Annotated in this window: 21 protein-coding genes; 4 read left to right on the top strand and 17 right to left on the bottom strand. The window is 30.4% G+C overall.

Annotated features, from left to right (window positions below):
- Positions 1-99 precede the first annotated feature (99 nt).
- From QU666_RS03815 to QU666_RS03795, 5 genes are all read right to left on the bottom strand, one after another.
- A complete protein-coding gene (locus tag QU666_RS03815; RefSeq protein ID WP_021770034.1) occupies positions 100-1,092 on the bottom strand; it encodes a lipoate--protein ligase in 993 nt (330 codons plus the stop codon).
- Between the two features lie 38 nt (positions 1,093-1,130).
- Positions 1,131-2,861 (bottom strand): dihydrolipoyl dehydrogenase, encoded by a 1,731-nt coding sequence (lpdA, locus tag QU666_RS03810; protein ID WP_021770033.1) that lies wholly within the window; start codon positions 2,859-2,861, stop codon positions 1,131-1,133.
- An 84-nt stretch (positions 2,862-2,945) separates the two neighbouring features.
- Entirely contained in the window at positions 2,946-3,980 is a 1,035-nt protein-coding gene (locus tag QU666_RS03805; protein WP_021770032.1) for a dihydrolipoamide acetyltransferase, read from the bottom strand.
- A gap of 50 nt (positions 3,981-4,030) precedes the next feature.
- Positions 4,031-5,023 carry an alpha-ketoacid dehydrogenase subunit beta gene (locus QU666_RS03800; protein WP_021770031.1) on the bottom strand — a complete coding sequence of 331 codons (993 nt, stop codon included), beginning with the start codon at positions 5,021-5,023 and terminating at the stop codon, positions 4,031-4,033.
- Positions 5,024-5,037: 14 nt separating this feature from the next.
- Positions 5,038-6,003 (bottom strand): thiamine pyrophosphate-dependent dehydrogenase E1 component subunit alpha, encoded by a 966-nt coding sequence (locus tag QU666_RS03795; RefSeq protein ID WP_036071746.1) that lies wholly within the window; start codon positions 6,001-6,003, stop codon positions 5,038-5,040.
- A gap of 241 nt (positions 6,004-6,244) precedes the next feature.
- Between QU666_RS03795 and QU666_RS03790 the strand changes: the two genes are divergently transcribed.
- The 4 genes from QU666_RS03790 (at position 6,245) to QU666_RS03775 (ending at position 10,413) form a co-directional block, all read left to right on the top strand.
- Positions 6,245-6,703, top strand: coding sequence for a DIP1984 family protein (locus QU666_RS03790; RefSeq protein ID WP_036071743.1), 459 nt, complete (start codon positions 6,245-6,247; stop codon positions 6,701-6,703).
- Between the two features lie 251 nt (positions 6,704-6,954).
- Positions 6,955-8,136, top strand: coding sequence for a dicarboxylate/amino acid:cation symporter (locus tag QU666_RS03785; protein ID WP_021770028.1), 1,182 nt, complete (start codon positions 6,955-6,957; stop codon positions 8,134-8,136).
- 282 nt (positions 8,137-8,418) lie between these two features.
- The gene (locus QU666_RS03780) at positions 8,419-8,904 is read left to right on the top strand and encodes a hypothetical protein (RefSeq protein ID WP_021770027.1); all 486 of its coding nucleotides are present in this window, start codon (positions 8,419-8,421) and stop codon (positions 8,902-8,904) included.
- 312 nt (positions 8,905-9,216) lie between these two features.
- Positions 9,217-10,413 carry an META domain-containing protein gene (locus tag QU666_RS03775; RefSeq protein WP_021770026.1) on the top strand — a complete coding sequence of 399 codons (1,197 nt, stop codon included), beginning with the start codon at positions 9,217-9,219 and terminating at the stop codon, positions 10,411-10,413.
- Between the two features lie 109 nt (positions 10,414-10,522).
- Here QU666_RS03775 and tgt read toward each other — a convergent pair whose 3' ends face one another.
- The 12 genes from tgt to QU666_RS03715 form a co-directional block, all read right to left on the bottom strand.
- Positions 10,523-11,704, bottom strand: a complete 1,182-nt coding sequence (tgt, locus tag QU666_RS03770) for a tRNA guanosine(34) transglycosylase Tgt (protein ID WP_051285862.1) — start codon at positions 11,702-11,704, stop codon at positions 10,523-10,525.
- A gap of 29 nt (positions 11,705-11,733) precedes the next feature.
- On the bottom strand, positions 11,734-12,495 hold the full coding sequence (locus QU666_RS03765; protein WP_021770024.1) for a TatD family hydrolase: 762 nt from the start codon (positions 12,493-12,495) through the stop codon (positions 11,734-11,736).
- A gap of 71 nt (positions 12,496-12,566) precedes the next feature.
- Complete coding sequence (locus QU666_RS03760) at positions 12,567-13,169, bottom strand: hypothetical protein (protein WP_021770023.1); 603 nt, start codon at positions 13,167-13,169, stop codon at positions 12,567-12,569.
- 29 nt (positions 13,170-13,198) lie between these two features.
- Positions 13,199-13,888 (bottom strand): hypothetical protein, encoded by a 690-nt coding sequence (locus QU666_RS03755; RefSeq protein WP_021770022.1) that lies wholly within the window; start codon positions 13,886-13,888, stop codon positions 13,199-13,201.
- A 130-nt stretch (positions 13,889-14,018) separates the two neighbouring features.
- Positions 14,019-14,453: a lysozyme inhibitor LprI family protein gene (locus QU666_RS03750; protein WP_021770021.1), complete on the bottom strand. Its 435-nt coding sequence runs from the start codon at positions 14,451-14,453 to the stop codon at positions 14,019-14,021.
- 101 nt (positions 14,454-14,554) lie between these two features.
- Positions 14,555-15,982 (bottom strand): hypothetical protein, encoded by a 1,428-nt coding sequence (locus tag QU666_RS03745; RefSeq protein ID WP_021770020.1) that lies wholly within the window; start codon positions 15,980-15,982, stop codon positions 14,555-14,557.
- A gap of 51 nt (positions 15,983-16,033) precedes the next feature.
- Positions 16,034-16,513 carry an S-ribosylhomocysteine lyase gene (locus QU666_RS03740; protein WP_021770019.1) on the bottom strand — a complete coding sequence of 160 codons (480 nt, stop codon included), beginning with the start codon at positions 16,511-16,513 and terminating at the stop codon, positions 16,034-16,036.
- Positions 16,514-16,570: 57 nt separating this feature from the next.
- Complete coding sequence (locus QU666_RS03735) at positions 16,571-17,497, bottom strand: D-alanine--D-alanine ligase (RefSeq protein WP_021770018.1); 927 nt, start codon at positions 17,495-17,497, stop codon at positions 16,571-16,573.
- Positions 17,498-18,284: 787 nt separating this feature from the next.
- Entirely contained in the window at positions 18,285-19,223 is a 939-nt protein-coding gene (locus QU666_RS03730; RefSeq protein ID WP_021770017.1) for an Hsp33 family molecular chaperone HslO, read from the bottom strand.
- A 473-nt stretch (positions 19,224-19,696) separates the two neighbouring features.
- Complete coding sequence (locus tag QU666_RS03725; RefSeq protein WP_021770016.1) at positions 19,697-19,876, bottom strand: hypothetical protein; 180 nt, start codon at positions 19,874-19,876, stop codon at positions 19,697-19,699.
- Positions 19,877-20,111: 235 nt separating this feature from the next.
- Complete coding sequence (locus QU666_RS03720) at positions 20,112-20,699, bottom strand: GNAT family N-acetyltransferase (RefSeq protein ID WP_021770014.1); 588 nt, start codon at positions 20,697-20,699, stop codon at positions 20,112-20,114.
- Positions 20,696-20,863 carry a hypothetical protein gene (locus tag QU666_RS03715; RefSeq protein WP_169718713.1) on the bottom strand — a complete coding sequence of 56 codons (168 nt, stop codon included), beginning with the start codon at positions 20,861-20,863 and terminating at the stop codon, positions 20,696-20,698. The genes QU666_RS03720 and QU666_RS03715 overlap by 4 nt, the downstream gene beginning before the upstream one ends.
- Between the last annotated feature and the right edge of the window lie 173 nt (positions 20,864-21,036).

Here is a 21,036-nt window from a genome sequence, read left to right as displayed (position 1 = left end):
ATATATACATAAGAAAATTTACAATAAAAAATAAAATTATGTCTAAATTACAATGTAAATTCAAATATTTTAGTAAAAGACAAATTGAAGAATTTCTGTTTATCCAACAATAACTTCCACAACTTCATCCACCGTAAACCTAGAAAAATATTCACCAATATCAACTGTTTCCAATTTTTGTTTCACAGCTTCCCTTGTATATTTCGTATCTTTCAAAAGATTTTCAATTTCACTTAAATCTTCATTTTTACCAAAGAAATCTCCATAGAATTTAATGTTTTTAATTCTGGAATTTTCTACTGTAGCAAAAATTTGGATTTTACCGTTTTCGAATCTCTTTCCTCTAGTTATATTAAATTCTGGTGACTCTCCGTAATTCCATTCCCAGCTTCTCTTAATTTCAGCTCTCTTGGCAATGTAATCCAGCTCATCTTCGCTAAAAACATACTCTTTCATATCTGGATACTGTTTTTTCATATATTCCATTATTTTTTCACCAAATTCATTTACCGTGATTGGTTCTTTCAAATGAGGAAGTATGTTTGTAACACGGCTTCTTACTGATTTTACGCCTTTTGACTCAATTTTATCCTTTGAAACTTTCAGTGCATTTCCCAGTTCTCCAAAATTTACATCAAATAATAGACAACCATGGTGCATTACACGCCCTTTTATATATGCTTGAGCATTTCCACAAAATTTCTGTCCATCTATTTCTAAGTCATTTCTACCTGTAAATTCGGCTTTTACACCCAATTCTGCCAGAGTTTCTATAATTGGCTTTGAAAATTCCTTAAAGTTAAAGCCTTCCTTGTCTTCCTGCTTATTGGAAATTATCGTATAGTTTAGATTGTTTAAATCGTGGTAAACTGCACCTCCACCAGAAATTCTACGGACAACATGGATTCCTTTTTCACGAGTATATTCTGTATTTATCTCTTCAATTGTGTTCTGATATTTGCCAACAACAATTGTCGGTTCATTTATCCAAAGCAAAAATATTTCATCAATATCACGTAACTGCTTAAAGCAGTACTCTTCCAAAGCAATGTTAAATGCTGGATCATTGGAATTATTAATATAATATTTCATATTTTGCAAATTCCTTTCAAAATTTATTTTTTACCTTTTTATTTTCTCTTTTTAGGTAAATGAATTGCTTCATCAAGTGCGTCTGCACATGCTTCAAATACAGCTTCTGAATAAGTTGGGTGTGCGTAAATTGTCTTGATTACTTCGTCAACTGTAATTTCCATTGCCATAAGTCCTGATGCCTCGTTAATCATTTCTGCCGCTGAAGGTCCTACAATATGCACTCCTAAAATTTCTCCATATTTCTTATCTGTAATAACTTTTGCAAATCCTGCTGTTTCTCCAGATGCCAATGCCCTTCCATTTGCTGCAAATTGGAATTTACCAACTTTAATATCATATTTTTCTCTTGCCTCATCTTCTGTTAATCCAACCATTGCCACTTCCGGCACTGTGTAGATTGCCGATGGAGTTGTTTCAAGTCTGATTTCTCTATGGTTTCCTTGAACCGCATTTTCAGCTGCAACTTCTCCCATTCTAAATGCAGCATGAGCAAGCATCTTAGTTCCATTTATATCTCCAGGTGCATAAATTCCTGATATACTTGTTTCCATATATTTATCAACTTTGATTCGACCTTTTTCCATTTCCAGTTCAAGTTCTCCAACAGCTTCCAAGTCAGGTACTCTTCCTATTGACAATAGCGCTTTTTCAGCAACGATGTCATCATGTCCATCAACTTTAATTGTTAAGTTATGTCCATCATCTACAATTTCCTTAATTTGTGTAGAAGTCAATATTTTCATTCCTTTTTTCTCAAGTTCTTTTCTAAGTACTGCTGATGATTCTCTGTCTACTCCTGGCACAATTCTATCCATCATTTCTACAACTGTAACTTCACTTCCAAATGATAAGAATACTTGCCCAAGTTCGATTCCAACGACTCCTCCACCAATTACAGTAAGTGATTTAGGTATTTGCTGTAAATCTAAAATATCATCACTTGTAAGCACTTTATTGCTTTCAATTCCAGGAATATTTATTTTACTAACTTTTGATCCTCCAGCCAAGATAATCTTATCAGTTTGTAAAACAGTTTCTCCATTTACAACTACGTGTTTATCTTTATTGATTTTTCCAACACCATTAAACATTTTAATTTCATTGCTCTTTAAAAGTCCTCTTACACCATTTGTCAATGTCTTAACAATCTCATTTTTTAACTGCACAACTTTTGGCATGTCAATTGTGTATTTTTCACTTTCCAAAATAATTCCTCTTTTACTTGCCATTTCGATACCTTCGATAATTTCAGCATTTTTAAGGAATGTTTTTGTAGGAATACATCCTTTGTTCAGGCAAGTTCCACCAAATTCACTTTTTTCCACAACTGCCACTTTTGCACCAAGTTGAGCTGCACGGATTGCCGCTACATATCCAGCAGGCCCTCCACCAATTACAACAATATCAAATTCATCTTCTGCTTTTTCTTTTTTAGGTTCACTAGCCGCAGCCGCTTTTTCTGGTGCTGGTTGAGAAGATGTATTTTCTGGTGCTGAATTTGCTGAACCTGCTTCTGGAGCCACTTCTCCTTCTGCACCGATATATCCGATAATTTCTGTAACAGGTACAGTTTCTCCATCTCCTTTTACTATTTTTATCAAGTATCCAGATTCTTCTGCTTCCAATTCCATACTTGTCTTATCTGTCATTATTTCAAGTAAAATTTCCCCTGCTTCTACTTTTTCCCCTTCTTTTTTATTCCATTTTATAATCTGCCCTTCCGTCATATCAATTCCGGCTTTAGGCATTATCACTTCAGTAGCCATTTAATTTCACTCCTTATACTAAAATAATTTTACGTTTTTTATTTTCTAATTCCATAAGTTCCACTTTAATTTTTTTATGTTAAACTAAATTAACAAAGCGATTGGATTTTCCAAAGCATTTTTCAAGTCTTGCATAAATTTAGCTCCCGCAAGTCCATCTACCACTCTGTGATCAATTGTAAGCGTCAAAGTCATCATTGGACGAACTGTAATTTCGCCATTTACAACAACTGGCTTTTCAACTGTAGAAGAAACTCCTAAAATTGCTGAATTTGGCTGATTTATTATTGGATTAAAGCTTTGCACTCCAAACATTCCAAGATTACTGATTGTAAATGTACTTCCACTTTGCTCATCAGGCGTCAGCTTCATATCTAACGCTTTTTTCACTATTTTCTTAGATTCAACAACTAGTTCGCTAAGTGTCATTTTATCAGCACCTTTTACAACAGGCACAAGAAGTCCACCATCAAATCCTACTGCAATCGCCAAGTTTACATAATTATGCAGAATAATTTGTGTTCCATCTTCTGATAAACTTGAATTTACAAATTTATGCTTCAATAAAGTCTTGATTACTGCAAACGAAATAATATCTGTTATTGTTATTTTTTTACCTGTACTTTCCAAGATTGTATCCAATATTTTTTTTCTAAGTGCAATAGCTTCAGTCATGTCAATTTCATAATTAAGTGCAAATGTAGGTGCAGTCAGGTAACTTTCTGTCATACGTTTTGAAATAACTTTTCTCATTGCCGTCATTGGCACGATTTCTATATCCTGCTGTGCAACTGCTTTTTCTTCTGCAACAACAGCCTTTTCATGTCTTGCCAAGTCTTCTGTTTCCTGTGGCTTAGCAATCAATTTCAAAATATCATCCCGCATTATTTTCCCATTATGCCCTGTTCCAACAACATTTTCAAGTTCAATGTTATGATCTAATGCTATTTTTCTAGCAAGGGGCGATATTCTTACGTGCTTTTCAAATTTAAATGTTTCCACATCTTCCTTATGAACACGTCCATTTGCTCCACTGCCTTTTACAAGAAAAAGATCAAGTCCCATCTGCTGTGCTAATTTACGTGCTGCAGGAGTGGCTCTTAACTCATTATTTTCCATAGCTTTTTCCTTTCTGTATTATTTTCTTTTTTATATTATTTTTACTATCTTTACTGTTTATTTTTTACTTTTCTAATTGCTTCTACAATTTTTTCCACACTTGGAACCATCGCTGTTTCAAGAGCGTGATTATAAGGTATCGGTACATCTTCTCCAGCTAACCTCACAATTGGATGATCCAAATAGTCAAATGTGTCACTTTCTGAAATAATTGCAGAGATTTCTCCAATAAACCCGCTTGTTTTGTGAGCATCATTTACTAAAATTACTCTTCCTGTTTTTTTAACAGAATTCAAAATAATTTCCTTGTCTAGCGGAATCAATGTTCTAGGATCCACCACTTCTACGCTAATCCCTTCACTTTCTGCAATTTCCGCCGCCTTCATTACTCTTTCTAGCATTCTTCCATAAGTTACAATTGTAATATCTTTTCCTTCTTTTTTAATTTCTCCTTTTCCTAGCGGAATAATAAATTCAGGATCTGTAGGAACTTCACCTTTCATGTTGTACTGTGCTTTATATTCAAGGAAAATTACTGGGTTATTATCACGAATTGCTGATTTTAAAAGCCCTTTTACATCTGCAGGTGTCCCCGGTGCAACAACTTTTACTCCTGGAATGTGAGTAAACCAAGACTCAAGTGACTGTGAATGCTGTGCAGCTGAACCCACTCCAGAACCTGCCGCACATCTGAAAATTACAGGCACTTGCCCTTTTCCACCAAACATATATCTAGTTTTTGCCGCCTGATTTATAATGTTATCCATCATATAAACAATAAAATCCATGAATGTTACATCAACTATTGGACGAAGCCCTGTCATTGCCGCACCAATCGCAGCTCCAGAAATTGCAGATTCTGAAATTGGCATATCTTTTATTCTTTCTGGTCCAAATTCTTCCAGCATTCCAACCGATGTTCCAAAATCTCCTCCAAAAATTCCTACATCTTCTCCCATTAAAAATACATTTTCATCTTGTCTCATCTCTTCCGACATTGCTGTAATAATTGCCTCTTTTACAGACATCAACTTTGTTTCCATCTTTATCTCCTTTTCTAATTTGCAAATATATCTTCAAATGCAGATTCCAAAGTAGGTTCTGGACTATTTTTCGCAAATTCCACTGCATCTTCAATCTGTTTTTTCGATTTTTGTTCAAGTTCTACTAATTCTTCCTCTGTTGCAATATTATTTTCAAGCAAGTAATTTCTGAATTTTAAGTTAGGATCTTTTAACTTCCATCCGTCAACTTCCTCTTTTGTTCTATATTTTCCTGGATCTGAACTAGAATGTCCAAACCATCTGTAAGTTATGCTTTCAATGAAGACTGGTCCTTTTCCTTCTCTTACATGCTCCACAGCCTTTTCAAACGTTTCATATACTGACAGAACATCATTTCCATCTTCAATAAAATATCCTGGCATTCCATAAGCCGCAGCCCTTTTATACAAATGTTCCACTTTTGTAACTTTATTAATTGACGTACTGATTCCATAACCGTTATTAATTGAATAAAATATAACAGGAACATTCCATACTGATGCCAAATTCATAGCCTCATGAAAACTTCCTTCATTTGTGGCTCCATCTCCAAAGAAACAAACTACAATTTTTCCAGTATTTTTTACTTTTTGAGTATAAGCCGCACCAACTGCCATTCCGTGTCCACCACCAACAATTCCATTTGCTCCCAAGTTTCCACTTTCTAAATCGGCAATGTGCATTGAACCACCTTTACCTTTACAAGTTCCAGTGGCCTTTCCCATAATTTCAGCCATCATCCCATTCAAGTCAATCCCTTTAGCGATAACCTGCCCATGTCCTCTATGATTAGATGTTATCAAATCATCAGCATTCAATGCCGCAATAGCACCAACATTCGCCGCTTCTTCTCCTACTGACAAATGTGTCATTCCAGGCACCATTCCTCTTTTTACAAGCTGATTTACCTTCAAATCAAAATTTCTTATACTGAGCATTCGTTCATAAATATTCAGTAATTTACCTTTTGACAATTCCATAATTCCCTCCATTTGTATATTTTAATTTAATTTTTTCATTTTAGTAAGCAATATTTTGTTTTTCAAAATTTCCTTTTTAATTCTATCATAATTTTGTAACCATTACAACAAATATTTGCAAGTTAAAAAAATATCTTGCATATAATTTTTAACAATAAAAAATATAAAAATTTCCTTTACATTTTCTAATTTTTTTATTATACTTTAAGTACTAAAAAATTAAAAATCGGAGGTGTATAGATTGAAAATTGCTGAAGCTCTTATTTTACGTGCAGATATTCAAAAAAGAATTGCACAATTAAAAACAAGACTTAACAATAATGCTAAAGTTCAGGAACACGAAGAACCTACTGAAAATCCTCAACTTTTATTAACTGAATTAGACAACTTAATTTCTCAATTAAATGATTTAATAATAAAAATAAACAAAACAAATACTCTTTCAAAGATTGATGGAATTTCATTAGTTGAATTAATTGCAAAAAAGGACACACTTTCACAAAAAGCAGGAATCCTGCGTGAATTTATAGAAATTGCAAGCCAAAAGATAAATCTTTATTCCACAACGGAAATAAAAGTTTTTAGTACAATTAATGTTCCAGTACAGCAAAAACAGCTGGATAAATTGTCTAAGGAAATTCGTGAAACTGATACAAAATTGCAACAGGCAAATTGGACTATTGATTTGATTGAAGAATAAAAATATAATAAAAAAATAAATTTTTGGTGTAAATATTGTTAAGGTGAACATGAACCTTTGGATATTAGGTAAAAAATATCTTACAAGATTAAGTAATGCGGGGAAGTTACCAAAATCACAATTAATCCCAGTATTGTTACATCTGTATAAATTACTGTAAATTTTACTACCATATGTTAATTGATAATATTGAGGTTGGGTTGCGGGATTTATTTTAGTTATACAAAAAATATATAAGGAGAGAAAAATTTATGAAAAAAATCGGGCTTGTGCCACGTTTAATTATCGCAATAACACTTGGTATAGTACTGGGATTAGTTTTACCAAGTCCTGTTATTAGGATTTTTGTGACTTTTTCGTCGCTATTTAGCAAGTATTTATCTTTTGTTATTCCGTTTATGATAATCGGATTTGTTGTGACAGGAATTTCAGATTTACGTCAAGGAGCAGGAAAATTGCTGGGAATTACTACATTGATAGCTTATGTTTCCACAATTGTGGCAGGAAGTTTATCTTATCTTATGGCAACTAATATTTTTCCAAAAATTCTTAATTTTACCTCTTTTGCAGCAATAGAACATCCTGAGAAAAATCTTTTAACAGCTTATTTCGAGATTCCTCTCGCACCAATGTTTGACGTAACTTCAGCAATCGTTTTTGCCTTTATAATGGGGCTTTCAATAAGCTGGCTTAGAAATAATGGTGAAGGACAAACTACCTACAACCTTTTTCGTGAGTTTTCAAAAATAATCACAAAATTACTGAGCACATCGGTTATTCCTCTACTTCCAGTCTACATTTTTGGAACATTTATGAACATGACTTACAGCGGACAAATGTTTACAACGCTTTCTATTTTCTTAAAAGTTTTTGTTTGTGTGATAATTCTTCACATTTTATATATTTCAGCTTTATTTGTATTCGCTGGAGTACTTTCAGGAAAAAATCCATTTACTTGTATGAAAAATCAGATTCCTGGCTATTTTACAGCACTTGGAACACAATCTTCAGCAGCAACAATCCCAATAAATTTGGAATGTGCAAAACGAAACGGAACATCGCCTGAAATACGTGAATTTGTAGTGCCATTATGTGCCACAATCCATTTAGCAGGAAGTATCATTACAATAACAAGCTGTGTTGTTACCGTTCTTATGATGAACAATATGGCTTACGATGTAACAAAAGTTTTCCCATTTATCCTAGTTCTAGGAGTCGCAATGGTTGCCGCACCTGGAGCACCTGGAGGAGCAATAATGTCAGCACTTCCATTTCTAGGAATGGTTGGAATTGCCGCAAACAGTCCTTTAGCTTCACTTCTAATTGCTCTTTACATAACACAGGACAGCTTTGGAACAGCGGCAAATGTATCTGGGGATAATGCAATAGCTATTATAGTTGACTGGATTTATCATAAATTTATAAAAAAATAAAAATTATATGATTGAAAAATAAAAAATTTGTGCTATAATTAGCAAAATAATTGAATTCGTCCATATCAGACTAAACAGGGAGAAAAATACTCTTATCTATTATTGATTGGGGTATTTTTTTATGTTATAATATTTTTTGAGGTTCGCCTCCTCAAGATTGTATCTGATCTTTAGCAAACAGATGACAAATTACCATTTTATACCTCCAAAAATCTGCAGGAAACTACAACCTGAAGGTTTTTCCATGACAATAAAATTTTTGAAAGGAATACACTATACTCAATGAACAAACTTATACAGAATTTTAATTATAAATTTAAACAAATCCTATTTGGATTGTTAGGTGCAATTCTATTTTCGTCGATAGGAATTATTGTATATTACATCGCTTTTTATTTTAATAAAAACTTTATTTCCTTGATTTTCAGCATTTCCATTCCAATCTCATCTTATATTGGATATATGTTTTTTTCAAACAAAATAAATGGATTCAATAGATTTGAAGCTGATGATTTCTCTTTTTTTGATGCCTTTTCATTATTTATTGTTACATTTTCAATAGTTTATATAATAAATACTTTTGATGTCACAAATATGCTTTACAAGGAATATCGTAGCGAATTTAACTATTTTCAGCTTTTTGCAAAATGTTTTCCAAGACTGGTTGATTTAGAATGGGTAAGTTTTAGAGTTGTTGTGAGTGAAATATTTGTTATGCTTTTTACTCTTTCAAATTATTTTCGTGGCGGTTTTTTCTTTATTCCATAATTATATTACTTCTAATAAACTGGAATCGGATAATAAAAATAGACCTTTTCGATAACTATATATATTTAGAATTTAATAAAACAAATATTCTAAAGCAAGGGGTCTTGACCCCTTGTGAAAATAAAAAAACTTAGGTTATCGAACACATCTAATGAAAAAATATATATAAGTAACTGAAAAATTTTCAAGCTGAATAAAAATATTTTATAAAAACCAAATAATTTTTAAAATTCTCATAATTCTTTAATGATAATATGATAATATTGAATTAACAAAGGAAAAGAGAAAAAATAATGAAAAGAGGTTTTTAAAATGAAAAAAAGATTTTTTTTAGTTGGAATTTTTACAATGCTTCTTTTATGCTGTGGTTTTTTGAATGCGGCTGTGAAAAAAAGAGACGCTGTTAGCACTAATTTGAATGGAACTTCGTGGAAATTGACAGAAATCAGGAAAAATGGACGGAATTCCCGTATTCCAGAAAAAGCAAATGTTACAATTAATTTCTTAAAATATAATATCAACGGATTTGGAGGAACTAACGGATATTCAGGAAGTTATAAATTAAACAGTAATTCTACTCTTTCTGCCACAGTAAGTTCAACTTTAACAGGAGGTGCTCAAGATCTAATGAATCTCGAACAGGATTTCTTTGATATTCTACAATCCAATCCTGTGATTAAATACAACAAGGATACTTTAACTTTAACTAACAAGCGAGAGATTTGGACTTTTAAAAATCCTGATACAGTTAATCAAACAGACAACGATTCACTTCCTCTTTCAAATTTAAATGAAACTTCATGGAAGTTAACTCAAATTAAGAAAAATAGATTTAATTCTTATATTTCAGAAAATACAAGTGTTACTATTAATTTTTCAAAAAATAAGATTAATGGATTTGGTGGAATCAATGAATATTCAGGAAATTATAAAATTAACAGAAATTCTACTCTTTCTGCCACAGTAACTTCAACTTTGATGGGAGGTTCTCTAGATTTAATGAATCTCGAACAGGATTTCTTTGATATTCTGCAATCCAACCCTGTGATTAAATACAACAAGGATACTTTAACTTTAACTAACAAAGCTGGCGATATTTGGACTTTTAAAAAGTCAAATACAGTTAATCAGAATGACAAGGATTCACTTTCTCTTTTAAATTTGAAAAAAAAATTATTGAATACTAGCTGGAAACTTATTGATATTTCTGACACAAAAATGAAAAAGATATTGACAACAAATGAAATAAGAATTACTCTTAATTTTTCAGAAGACAGAATACATGGCGATTCAGGAGTAAACAACTATTTTTCAAATTACATAATGGCATCAGATAATATTATGGTTGGACCTATCGGCTCTACAAAAATGGCAGGACCAGATAACTTTATGAGACTTGAAAGCCTGTATTTGAATATTTTACAAAATTCAAAAAAGATTAAATTAGATAATAATCGTTTGACTTTTATGACAGATGATGGAAAAACATTGACATTTAAAGAAATGTAGTATTTTATGTTTGTGCTATTTACTTTTAACTTATATTTTTTATCTGGAATGAAAAAATATTTGTTATGAAATAAATAGCACATTTTTATTGCATTTTATTTTCTAATTGTTATATCGACTTTGGCTTTATCCATTCACTTTCTTTCCCCATGGCATAGTTTTTCAGCACCTCTTCCTTATATTCCTTAAACCTTCCATCAATAATTGCCTCACGTGCATTATCCATAAGTTTTAGCAAAAAATGCAAATTATGATATGTTGCAAGCCTTTGTCCCAAAATTTCTCCAGCTTTGAATAAATGTCTTATATACGCTCTCGTATAATTTTTGCAGGCATAACAGTCACAACCTTCATCAAGTGGTCTGTCATCTCTTGAATAAATCGCATTTTTTATAACAAGACGTCCATACTTCGTAAATACAGTACCGTGTCTACCAATTCTTGTAGGCTGAACGCAATCCATCATATCAATTCCATGTTCCACAGCTTCAAGCATATCCACAGGCTCTCCCACTCCCATTAAATAACGTGGCTTATTTTCAGGCAGTTTTGGTGTACTATATTTTAAAATTCTATACATATCCTCACGTGGCTCCCCTACCGCAAGCCCTCCTAAAGCATACCCAGCAAATCCATAGTCATACTCATACAGTTCTTCAAAACTTTTATCCCGTAAATCCTCATAAATTCCACCTTGCACAATTGCAAAAAGCCCCTGTCTATCCTTATTTTTATTTGCTTCGATACAACGCTTAGCCCATCTCGTAGTTCTTTCAATGGACGGTATCAAATATTCACGTGTTGACAGTCCTGGCGGGCATTCATCCAGCACCATCATAATATCACTTCCTAGATTATTTTGAATCGAAATAGATTTTTCAGGCGATAAAAAATGTTTTGATCCATCTAAATGCGAACGAAAATGAACCCCTTCCTCTTTTATCTTTCTCAAATCTCCAAGACTAAATACTTGAAATCCGCCACTATCAGTAAGTATTGGCTTATCCCATCTCATAAATTTATGAAGACCGCCAAAATCATTTACCAGCTCATCTCCAGGACGTAAATACAAATGATATGTATTTCCTAAAATAATTTGAGAATTAATCTCTTCCAATTCCTCTCTAGTCATCGCCTTTACAGTCGCCTGTGTACCAACTGGCATAAATACTGGTGTTTTTATTTCTCCATGTGGTGTTTTTATAACTCCAGCACGTGCATTTCCATCTTTTTTTTCTAATTTATATTCTATTGGATTTTTAAAATCTTTATTTTCTTTTTCAATACACATTTTATCTCCTATTTTATTTCTAAATTCCACTATATTCCATAAATTTTCTTAGCATTTTCAGTAGTTACTTTAATAACTTGCTCTACCGAAATTTCCTTAATTCTAGCAACTTCTTCCGCTACATATTTTGTATAAATCGGCTCATTTCTTTTCCCTCGAAAAGGCACAGGTGTCAAATACGGACAATCTGTTTCCAGAACAATTTTTTCCAAAGGCAACTCCTTCACAAGTTCCTTCGTCTTTTTGTTATTTTTAAACGTCAAAGTACCACCAATTCCTAAGTAATACCTATCTAAAAACGATTTTGCCGCTTCTAAAGAACCTGGATAACAATGCAAAATTCCGCCAACATTTTTATAATCCTTCAAAACATCAAGCGTATCCTGCAAAGCTTCTCTTGTATGGATAACAACTGGTTTTTTTACCCTTTCTGCAAGCTCCATCTGTTTTCTAAACCCAGCAATCTGAACATCCTTCGGATCTTCCATCCAGTGATAATCCAGCCCAATTTCCCCAATTGCGACAACTTTTTTCTCAGTCAATGCCAATCTTTCCAGTTCTTTTTCTACTTCATCATTATATTTTTTTATATCCACAGGATGAACTCCAATCACCGCATTCACAAACGAATATCTATTCGCAAGTTCAACGCTTTTAAGTGAACTTTCTAAATCAAACCCAATGCTCACAATCCCTTCCAGCTCATTCTCAATCCTTTTCATCACATCATCAAAATCATTTTCAAACTGTTTATCATAAATGTGTGTATGCGTATCAATTATTTTATTCATTTTAACAAGATAAAGTTATTCCAAAATTTCAGAATAACTTCATTTCCTTTCTAAATTTAATTTTTTTGATTTTACTGTTTTACAATCCTATGAAATGTCCATTCTTTATTTACTTTTTTCAAACTTATTGTTGCATTTTGATAAGTAAATATTTTTGTAGTCTTAACTTTTTCTATTGTAAAATCACTCATTAGTTGGAATAATGTTGAAACCCATTCAGGTTTTATATTTTTCTTTGGTGTAGTTTTTAAAATTTCTATTGGTTTCCCAGTTTTTTCTTTAAACCTTTTAGAAACTACTCTCATCATTTCATCTTCACTAAAGTTTCTACTATCTAATTCAGGAATCTTTATTTCAAGATCTAAATTAACAATGTCACTTGAAATATATTCAATTTTTTTTATAGAATATTGTGTATCATAAACAAGCTGTTTTGCCATCCCATCAGTTAACGCTATTCCAAGTCTTTGACTGCTTTGTGTAGTCAATTCTGCCTCTCTAATACCCGCAGCCTTCTGTTTTTCCACAAATTTTTCAAAAGCCTTTTCTATCCCTGCATTATTTTTTTCAATTTCTTCTTTTTGAATTTTCACATTTGGCTTAACTTCCACCTTATAATTCGCAGAAAATCCAAGACTTGCTGTTAGTAAAAATAATATTAATATCTTCTTCATTTACTCATACCTCTTCTAATTTATTCACATTATTTTCCAAAATTTTCAAACATAGAATCAAAAATATCAAAACCATCACTTTCTAATGTTTCTTCGTCTTTATATTCCCATTCTTTCTGATTTCTTTCCAAAATCATTTTTCTCTTTTCAGTTTCATATTCAAATTCATTATTATCCAATCTTTTTATCATTTCATTTTGAGATTCAGACAAAATTATTACATTTGCTTTCAATTTTTCTTCATTGGACAATTTTTTGATTTTTTCCTTATCCAATTTATATCCCAATTCTTTTGAAACTTTATCTTCAAGTTTTTTGTTAAATTCTTCAGAGAACATAATTTCAAAAATATTCGGAGATTTTTCAATATAAATTATTTCCACTTTGTTTTTTGAAATAAAATTAATTTTTTCAATTTCATAAATTGTTTTTTCATAAACTTTGTTATTCATCAAAACATTAGGTACATTCACTTTAAAATTTTTTTCACCTGTTTCCAAATTAGTATTTTCCGAATATCCAATACCCTTATTTTTACTTTCTATCCTATCTGAAATTTCTTTATTAAAAACTTCAACAACTTTTTCACTTTGATTTTTCATTTCCTCTTCTGATAATTTTAAACTCTTATTTTTTACAATTTCAAAATTTTCTTTTTTCAATTCAAATGAAAAACTTAACGAAAAAACAACCAAAAATAAAATCAGTATTTTTTTCATAAAACTCCTTTTTTACAAACAATAAAAAATAATAAAAAAGTAAACTCAAGAATTATATTTTTTATGTTGTGTATTTTAACTAATTAATCTGAATAAAAATTTCAGTATATCTAAATTTTCTTATCCAAACTTATTTCAATTTTTCATATCTTTTAGATAATTCAATCGCTCTGCCTTTAGTCGAGTTAATCAATGATTGTGTATATTCCAAACCATAACCTGTTCCACAAAGTTTTTGTCCATTTACAGTTCCACAAAATTTATCTGCGGCATCTTTTGCCACTCTTTCTTTTCTTTTTATCCATGCTCTTTCTTCATTTCTAAGTTTTTCTTGTTCTTTTTTTGACAATTTTGACATTAATAATTTATAAACTTTATTTAATTCATCATTCCAGCCGTCCAAAATAACCGAAGATGCTTCTTTCATTTCAGCGTTACTTCCTCCAAAAGAATCCTCTACACTTTTCTCTTTAGTTTCCATCCTATTAATCATATCACTCGTATAACCAGCAAAACTACTAATTACAACCATCAAACTTGCAACCAAAATCATTACTTTTTTCATAAAAAATCTCTCCTTTTCACTTTTGAAATCAAACTTAAAAATTATAATTTTTCAATTCCTCAACAAGAGTGGTCTTTTTTCACTTCATTTAATTTAGAAAATTAAATTTTAGTTTTATAGCTTTCAATCAACTTTTGATATTCATTAACAACCCACTCACCAAATCCCAAATGAATCGCATCACTTATCCCATAATTTTTTATCTCTGATTTTTGAAAATACAACTTTCCATCTGGACAATGTTTTTCATGATACACTTGTATAGAAGTAGTTGTATACGTCACAATTTCTCCATCTATAACTTTTCGTTCTAATGTATCAAAATCTAGTAGTGGCAATATATACCAATTATTTTCATAATCATAAATCCATAAAATATCTTTTTCCGTTTTTAGTTTATATGGTGAATGCGTATTAAAAAATCTCTCCTTATTACTTATAATTTCAACATCATAACCCAATCCTATCATTTTCTTTAATAATTCTTCTGATATACTAAATCCAAGGTCATCATCATCCCAGTCTCTAGGAATATAAACTATATCAAAAATGTTATTTTCTACTTTTTTAAAAACAGGTGGAAATACATTTTTATGCTCTATTTCAGGCATTATCTGGAATTTTGGCAATTTTTTCCATTTTTCATCATTAAGCTCTATATTTAGAATAAATATTTTTTGCTTTCGGCTTTTCATAATCTCACATTTTTTCCAAGAATTCACTGTATCTCTAAAATATATTTCAGGATAACTTTCCAAAGGATGCATATTTGAATCATTTTTAGTAATATAAATATCCATTTCATCATCTAAAAATTGCATTTTATTATTTGTAATTGGATATTTATCAACTAATATTTTAATTTCATAATTTTCAGCTGTATCCGATAATTCCTTTTTCAATAAAGGAGATATATTTTTCAAAAATTCATTATATTGAATTTTATCATACAAAGGTTCTATTTTTAATTTTTCCAAAAGAATATCATCATACAATGTTTCTTCTGTATCCAAATAATAATCTTTAATGTATGAAGTTTTTATATTTTCATATATAATTAATTTCCATTTATTTTCAACTTTCAATTTTTCCATTTTTAAATTTATATTTTCAAAATCTAATAATGAAACATAAAAATCTAATTTCCCAATTTTTATCCATCTACTTAACAAATATTCTGCTCTTTCTTTTACACAATCAAAAGAAGAAGAATTTTCTATTATTTTATCAATTACTCCATTTGGAAATAACTTTTCATGAAAAATTTTTATAATATAACCATAACAATCGCCTACTTTTTTTGAACTAACTAAAAAATAATATTCTGTTGAACTTTCATAAACATATTCAAGTCCATTAATCTTTTTTATTTCTGCACTTTTTCCATTTTTCTGCATTAATTCTAAAAAAATAACTGCTAAACTAATTTTTTTCAAACTATTTTTTTCTAAACTCACGAATTGCTTCAATTTAATTAGAAAATCCAATTTATCTGGTAAAGTTTTTTCAAATGTATTTAATTCTTCCATCCTTTTATCACCTTATTTTTAAATACTTATTAAAAATGGTCATAGTGTTTTTTACTCAGGATAATTTAAATTTTCCTCTCCCAAATGCTCCAACGTTTCCTCCAAATATTTCTTAGCCTCATAATTAGCCATTGGCAAGTTTTGATCCAAGTAATTTCCACATTCTATAGCAGTCGCTCCTGGGATTGCTCCTTTAAATTCTGCCATAAATTTGTAAAGTTCCTTCATTAAATCAACAATGTCCTTTGATTCCAGTTTTCCTTTTAAGATAAGATAAAATCCTGTTCTGCATCCCATAGGCCCAAAATATACAATTTCATCTTTCCAAGTTGGATGATTTCTTAAAAATGTTGCTCCCAAATGCTCCATTGTATGAAGTTCAGCAATATTTATTACTGGCTCTCTGTTTGGTAATTTCATTCTTATATCAAAACTTGTCAAATAATTTCCATTAACTTCGTCTATTCTTGATACATAAATTCCTCTGTTCAATCTGATGTGATCTACTGTAAAACTTGCTATTCTTTCCATATTTTCCACTTCCTTTTTATATTTTTATTTTCTATATTTTTCAAATTTTTAAGCTATTTATCTTTCCACTTTTATTGAAGATTCTATTAATAAGTCCAATGTCTGTGAGTAATCATAACCTTTTGAAGCTGTACTTTTTGGCAATAGACTTGCAGATGTCATTCCAGGCGATGTGTTTACTTCCATAAAATACGGTGTTTCTTCATTTACCACCATAAAATCTATTCTTGCAAATCCTTCACATTTTAGCCCGTAATAACTGTCTTTTGCAAATTTATTAATTTCAGCCTGCACTTTTTCAGGAAATTCAAACACATATTCATTTGCTCCGCCTTTTGCATATTTTGATTCATAGTCAAAGTAATCTCCTGCAAGAGCCTCTATTCTTAGTGTTGGAAAAACTTCCCCATCAATCACAGGTACGCTTATTTCCACACCATGCAGAACTTCCTCAATCAATGCCTCCTTATCCATTCCAAAAACAAGTTCCAGCCCTTTTTCAAGTTCTTCCTGATTTTCCACAAAACTTACTCCAATACTTGAACCACCGTTATTTGGCTTTACTACAACACGATTTCCCAATTCTTTTTTTATTGTTTCAAAGTCAACAGTTTCGCCTGCACGTACACTTTTCCATTTTGCAATTCTAACTCCGTATCCAGCCACAATTCTTTTTGAAAATTCCTTATCCATACAAACCGCACTTGACATCACTCCAGGTCCGCTATATGCCACTCCCAAACTTTGCAAAATCGCCTGTATTCTCCCATCTTCCCCAAATACACCGTGCAAAGCGATATAAACAAAATCCAGATTCAAGTCTTTTACCTTCTCAAAAACTTCCTTTTCTGAATCAATCACAATATCAAAAACCTCATATTTATCTCTATTCAAGTTTGCTACAATTTCACTTCCTGTCTTTAAAGAAACTTCCCTTTCAGTTGAAACTCCCCCACGTATTACTCCTACTCTTAATTTTGACATTTTCTCTTCCTTTCCAGTTTTTTTTATTATTATTTTTACAATTATCTAAAATCATTTAAACTTACACTAAACCCCACTTAAAAAATAGCGATAAAATTCTATAATAATTAATTTAATAGCCTTGTTAAAAAAATCAAATCTAATTTTTAAGTATTCATATAGGAAATTTTTATTTAGATTATGAAAAACTTCTTGTTGCTAATAAATATTTTTTCTTTTTATAAAGCAAGGGAAATCATTCGCCATTTCCCCTCATTTCGCAATAATAGTTATTTTAACATATTTAACTAATGGAATATTAAAGAGAATGGCGAAAGTGCTACGCACTAACCCTGGCTCGTTTAAGCATTTTTTTGAAATATTCCCAAATTTCATTTGGGAAAGTAGCCTAAACATTTATTATTTGGATAAACCTAAATTACTACGAAAACGAAACTCGCTAACACTCACTTTCGCAAATAAATATTAGAAAAACTCTATAAAATATATTTGCTATAAAGGTTATGGCGAAAGAAACACATAAATGTGTTTAGTCGTTTTCATTCCAAAAAAATCACGACATTCTATATTAAATTATAAAGATTATTATATTTAAATTTTAGGTTTTAACATTTTGAAAATATTAAATAAGCGAAAAAGGGCATGGCGTCTGATGTCCTTACGTCAGAAAACATTTATTAATCATAACGTTTATAAATAAAATTACAAAAGACTTTGATTCCATGAATTTTCTAATTTCTACTATTTAAATGGGAAATAGTACTATATAATTCCAAGCAAATCTATTTTATAAATTTTTAAAATCTTCTTTTCCAAAATCATATTTTTTACCGCAAAAATGGCATTCTACTTGAATTTTGTCTTCCTCTTCCAGAATTTTATCAATTTCTTCTTTTCCAAGCGTGATTAATCCCTTGTAAAACTTCTCTTTAGTGCAATTACATTTATACTCCAGCTCTGATTTTTCCAAAATTTCAAAATCTTCCACATAAACCTTTTTATGAGCGCCATCAACATCAGTTTCTTCCTCAAATACCGAAATATCTTCATAAAGCAGTTCCACAATCTGCTCAAGGCTCATTCCACCTTCCAGAAGTTCAGTAATCGTCCTAATCTGCTGTAATTTATTTTCCAGTTTATCAATAAATCCGTCTTCCACACCTGGCAACAGCTGTATCAAATAACCTCCAGCCCTTTTTACTTCTCCATTTTCATCCAGTTTTACACCGAGTGCAATAACTGATTTTATCTGCTCTGACAAAAGAAAATAATGAGCAATTATATCTGCAATATCCTCTTCATTTATTTTTGTAACTCCAGAAAATGGATCACGCAGTCCCAAGTCCTTTATAACTTGCATTGTGCCGTTTCCAATAAATCTCACTTGCCCAGTTTCATCTTTTATAAAATTTCCATTTTCGTCAATTATCTGATGAAATTTATCTTCAGGATTTCCAATATAACCTTTTACTTCCCCTTTCATATTACCAGTTGCAAGCATATTTCCATAAGGTCCATCTCCATTTACTTTAACTGTCACTAAATCTTTCTCGTTTTTCAAATCTTTCCCCATCATAGCTGTCGCTGTCAATAGTTTCCCAAAAACAGTTGTCGCTACCGGATCAAGCCCATGAATCTTTTTTGCCTCTTTTACAATATCTGTCGTATCACAGACAAAAAATCTTGCACATTTACTTGTCCCTCTAATTATTTCTGATTTTCCCATATTTTTTCTAACATCCTTCTTTATTTTAAAATTATAATTATTCTACTCAAATCCAAATTCACTTAATTTTCATCAGCCAAATTTCAATTTGATTCAAGTATATTTTTAAAAATTACATTACTAGAATATCACATTCTATACAAAAAAACAAGATAATTCATTAAACGTATAGTTAGTCAATGTTATTAATCTTGAAAATATACTCGAACCCATTTAAAATTAAACTATTAAAAATTATACAACCTTAAGATTTGAGTAAATAGTCATAGCCTTTGAGTTCTATTTTAAAGTAGGTTTACTATAAAATTGATTTTCATCAAAAAATTAATGATGAAATGAAATTTGGATAGAATAGAGATACAATATTTGCCTAAAAGAAAAAACAGGAAAACATCCCTATATGGGAAGCCCCTGTTCTTTGCATATATTTATAGCTTATTTAACCGTCATTATCTGTCTCAATACCTTTACAGCTAATAAATCCTGTTTCCATATCTATCCTTGCAATAAAAATATCCATTTTCATTTTCATAACATTTTACACCTCTTTCAGCATCTTCTCGATTTATTCTATCCCATCTTTTTGCATCAAACAGTTCACACCCCACAACAGACATAACAAGTATAACCATCAATAAAATTTTCTTAAACATTAAATACCATCTCCTTTTATTTTAAATATCTATAACCAAATATATTTATTCCATTTTATATATTAACTATTTGTGTTCTTTTTATATTTTAATTATACAATATTTTAAGTTGGAATACAAATTTTTTATATTTCTTCCAAAAAATTTTAATTCCTTCCTAATAAAATATATAATTCAAATAAAAAAAGCAAAAAAATATCACCTTCCAAATCAACAGCAGTATTTTTCATCCAAATCAATTTTTCCTATCTAATTTCATCATCATAACAACCAATCCATCTTTAGAAATAAAATTATCTATCTTCTCAAAGCCAAATTTTTTATAAAAATCTACAAGTTTCTCTGAATTTCTACATTCCAGCCAGACATATTTTGCATTTATCAATTCCTTTGCTTCCAGCAATAACTCAAAAGCAAGAGATAATAAAAAATTTCCTTTTATTTGTTCACTTTCTGATAAATTAAAATTTTTCCCTAATTGTCCTAATAAATAACTGTTTACTAAGTAAAATCCATTACCAACCTTCTGTCCACTTTGCATTAATTTCTTTTGTTTACTATTACTTAAATTTTCAAATCTTTCATTCGGTAATATTAAACTTTTATTTGCTACTGAAAAATAACCTAACAAAGTATCATTATTATCAAAAATTAAATGTGTTGTTGAAATAGAACTTTTCTCAAAAAATATTGCTTTATTATGTAAAAAATCTTCTACATTATTATTTTTTCTACTACTAAATGTATTCAAAATATTTTCTTTTACATACTCTTCTGTATCATACTTCAACAAATCATTTATCGACAATCTTGATATTTTCATCTTTTCTTATCCAATATTCTTCTAATTCTTTTTTCATCTGTTATTTTTTCAGCCTTTACACCTGTTAATTCTGGTTTTCTATCATTCTCCAATGCCTTTATTAAGCCATCTATCTCCTTATCAGTCTTAAACTCTGGCAATCTTAAAAAACTTGATGTAGCCATTTTTATTCCTCCCTTTTTTATTTTTACACTACAATTATACAATAAAAATCTTTAAAAATCAAATTTTTTTAATTCTATTTTAATTAATACAAAAAATTTTTGTAAATAAAAAACAATCAGACTCACTTATAAAAGTAAAAGAATGATTGTTTTATTTAATAATTAAATTATTT

The sequence above is a fragment of the Leptotrichia sp. HMT-225 genome, from assembly GCF_030644325.1.
GTDB lineage: Bacteria > Fusobacteriota > Fusobacteriia > Fusobacteriales > Leptotrichiaceae > Leptotrichia > Leptotrichia massiliensis.
The sequence above is the reverse complement of the archived record's forward strand: the minus strand, read 5'-3'. Positions and strand labels throughout refer to the sequence as shown.